This window comes from uncultured Megasphaera sp., from assembly GCF_958350005.1.
Classification (GTDB): Bacteria; Bacillota; Negativicutes; order Veillonellales; family Megasphaeraceae; genus Megasphaera.
Map to the genome: position 1 here is coordinate 1 of NZ_CATWFF010000206.1, position 3,477 is coordinate 3,477.

Consider the following 3,477-nt stretch of genomic DNA (forward strand, 5'->3'; position numbering starts at 1 on the left):
GTACATATACTAACTGCGTTTTATAAATGCAAATAATTTGCGCTTGCGTTTCATGTGTGCTATACTGTGAAAAAAATAAAGAGATTCGAGGGATAGTATGAACATACCCGTATTGATTGTGTCAGGATTTTTAGGCGCAGGAAAAACCACATTTATTCAACAGCTCGTACAGGAAATAGGGGGAAACAAAAAAATACTCATCATCGAAAATGACTTCGGCGAAGTCAGCTTCGACGGAACGGTACTGCAGGGCGAAGGCCTGGCTGTGCGTGAACTGACGTCTGGCTGCATTTGCTGTACCTTGGCCGGTGATTTCAGGCGCTCTCTGGCCGATGTATTACGCCATTATCCCATGGATATGCTCATTATTGAGCCATCAGGCGTAGGAAAAACGTCCGATATTTTGGCTGCTTTCCAGGACAAGAATATTCGGGAACAGACGACACTGCTTCCTGTCGTCGCCCTGGCAGACAGCATACAAGGTCGGCTGTATCTGCAGAATTTCGGTGAGTTCTTTGCCGATCAGGTTCAGCAGGCACAGCTCCTCTTTTTAAGCCGTACAGACGAATCTCCGGAAGAAACGAAACAGACAAAAGAAGCGCTCCAACAGCTGCATCCGGAACTTCCCATCTACGACAAGGACTGGCGAAATACCCGGCTCTGGCCAATCATAGAAGGCATGGCGTCTGCAGCTGCCTCGTCTCTGCCGTCAGAAGAAACGCCGGTACTGCCCCTCCATGACCATAATACGGACAGCCATCATCACGATGAACACGACCACTGTCACCACGACGAACATGACCACTGTCACCACGATGATGACCCGTTCCAGACGGTTACCATTCATACGCAGGCAGCGGAATTTCCGGAAGAATGGGTACGCCGCATCGAAGGCCTGGTAAAGGCCAATCCCTCAGTACTGCGCGTCAAAGGCATCCTTCCTGCACCGTCAGGCTATATACAAATTCAGTATGCCGGAGATAGCGTACACTGGCAGCCATCGTCCCTGGCAGGAACGACGCTGACCATCATTGGCAGCGATCTGGATGAAGACCAAATCCGTACGTGGGAACAGCCGCAATGAGCCGTATTCTCGGCAGAATTCCCGTATATATTGTAACCGGCTTTTTAGGTACGGGAAAATCATCTGCCATTAATACACTGCTGCGCAGCCGGAGCAGCCGCATGGGACTGGCCTCTATGGAACAGGGCCATACAGCCCTGAAAGGCGGCGATATCGTCACCCTTCCCCTGACATCACAAGGTAATCTGAAATATACGACCTATTTACTGAAAGCCTACAATGAACATCACGATATGCGGGAATTGTGGCTCGAATGGAACGGCATGGTTCCCTTTTCCGTATGTGCAGAGCTGTTTCTCAAAACCAAGCTGCGTCAATACTACTATATTAAGGAAGTTCTGTTCGTCACGACACCGGCTTTCTGCTGCCACATGCTTGGAAAAACAGGCGATGCCGTCGTAAGCCAACTGGCTCAGGCCGACAGGGTGCTCCTCTGGGACGGGCCTGGCGAAACGGCAGTACACGTAGCAGCGGCAGTATCTGTACTGCGTGAACTGCGTCCTAATATTCCCATTCACACCATGTCTTCCCTGAAGACAGAAAAAGATATACAGGCAGTCTGCAAAGCACCGTCCAAACAATCGTGGAGTCTCTATACGATCCTGACAGTGCTGGCAGCAGCTGTATATCTTTTCTTTGCGTCTTCGACAGACCCGGCCCATGCGTCCTTTCACGTTACCATTACCTTCTGGATGGCTTCCCTGCTGCAGTCTCTGCCCTTTCTGGTTCTGGGCATCCTCTGTTCAGCAGCACTGCAGCTGTACGTGCCGCCGTCATGGCTGGAAACGATGCTCTGCCGGTCCCTGCCCAAATCCATGGCCTGTGCTCTGATCTGTGCCTTTTTCTTTCCCGTGTGCGACTGCGCAGCCGTTCCCATGTGTAAAAGCCTCCTGGCCCGCAAGGTTCCGCTGCCATCGGCCCTTCTCTTTACCTTATGCAGCCCTCTGGTCAATCCCGTCGTCATGCTGTCGACGTACTACGCCTTTTTCGGTCATCCTGAAGTCATGTGGTACCGTCTCCTCTTCGGCGTCGGCGCCGCACTCTGCGTCAGCCTGTCCTTCCTGGGCAGCCGCAGTATGCCGCCGTCCATGTCGCTTGGCCGCAGCCTGCCGCCATCGTTTTACATGGCCCGGCGCCGCGATGTCGTGCCAGCCGGGACATCCGGCAAATGTATGCAGTTCCTGCTGCAGACAAAAGGCGAATTCTTCCGCACTGTTCCGTATATTCTCGTCGGAACCCTGATAGTATCACTGTTTCAGGTATCGAGTACGACCATCGTCCAGTGGTACTCCATGACGGGAAACATTGCCATGACCATTGAAATCATGATGGCCATGGCCTTCCTGTTATCCATCTGCTCTACATCAGATGCCATTATTGCCAGAAATCTGACTGCCGTCATTCCCCTTCCGGGGGTACTGGCCTTTTTAATTACAGGCCCCATGATAGACGTAAAAAACATCCTCCTCTGGCTGTCCCTGTTTCCCCGGTTCTTCGTACTGCGCCTGGCCGTATGCATTTTGCTGTTCTGTTTCCTCTTTTCCTTTGGCGCCGCTCTGTATTTAGGGAGTGTGATATAAATTGGCAATCAATATGCAGGCATTGCTGGAAGGCCTGTCTTTTCTGGGAATCAGCGCCGTCCTGACCGGTCTGATCCTGACAGGCCGCTACATGCAGCTAGTCTCGCCTCTCATTCTGCCGCTGCTCATCATGACGGCACTCTTCTTTTTCCTCTGGGGGCTGGCTGCCCTGAAATCACTCTGGCAGCCTTCGTACCGCCGTATTTTCCGCTACTGCCTGGTTCTTACAATACCGGCCATCCTCTGGTCAGGCCCGTTATTATACGGCATGGCCTATTCACCGGCCAGCCAGGCCATGTCTCAGCAGAAAGACCAGATGCCTGCTGAAAAACATCCTTTTGGCATTGATTTTGACGACACGTCCCACCTGGGTATCGACAAGGAACATAAACGCATTATCTTGTCCACGAAAAACTACTATACAGACACATTAACGCTGATGAAAAACCTGTCTGCCTATGAAGGATATGATATCTATGCTGTCGGCTTCGTATCGTATCATGAAAAAGAACGGCAGGGAAAAGAGTTTACCCTGGCCCGGTATCTCATGTTCTGCTGCATTAATGACTTGTCGCCTTTTGGCCTGTACTGCTACTATGACGGTCCGCAAAACTGGGATGAATACCAATGGGTTGCCGTCAAGGGTGTCATTACCAAGCGGGCCTATCACGGCCTCATGCAGCCAGCTATTGAAGTAAAGGCCATCGTACCGGCCCAGAAAGTAGAAGGCTATATTTATCCGTATTAATATAAATATTTTATATTAATATGTGTATTATGTTTAATTAATTTAATATTTAATTGTGTTGACTA

General features: G+C 50.7%; 3 protein-coding genes. All 3 read left to right on the top strand.

Features of this window, described 5'->3' with window-relative positions; genetic code table 11:
• Positions 1–118: 118 nt before the first annotated feature.
• The 3 genes from Q3886_RS09535 to Q3886_RS09545 are packed head-to-tail and all read left to right on the top strand — an operon-like array spanning position 119 to position 3,412.
• Positions 119–1,084: a GTP-binding protein gene (locus Q3886_RS09535; RefSeq protein WP_301861214.1), complete on the top strand. Its 966-nt coding sequence runs from the start codon at positions 119–121 to the stop codon at positions 1,082–1,084.
• Positions 1,066–2,664, top strand: a complete 1,599-nt coding sequence (locus Q3886_RS09540) for a permease (RefSeq protein ID WP_301861216.1) — start codon at positions 1,066–1,068, stop codon at positions 2,662–2,664. The genes Q3886_RS09535 and Q3886_RS09540 overlap by 19 nt, the downstream gene beginning before the upstream one ends.
• A 1-nt stretch (position 2,665) precedes the next feature.
• Complete coding sequence (locus Q3886_RS09545; protein WP_301861217.1) at positions 2,666–3,412, top strand: TIGR03943 family protein; 747 nt, start codon at positions 2,666–2,668, stop codon at positions 3,410–3,412.
• The last annotated feature ends 65 nt before the right edge of the window (positions 3,413–3,477 follow it).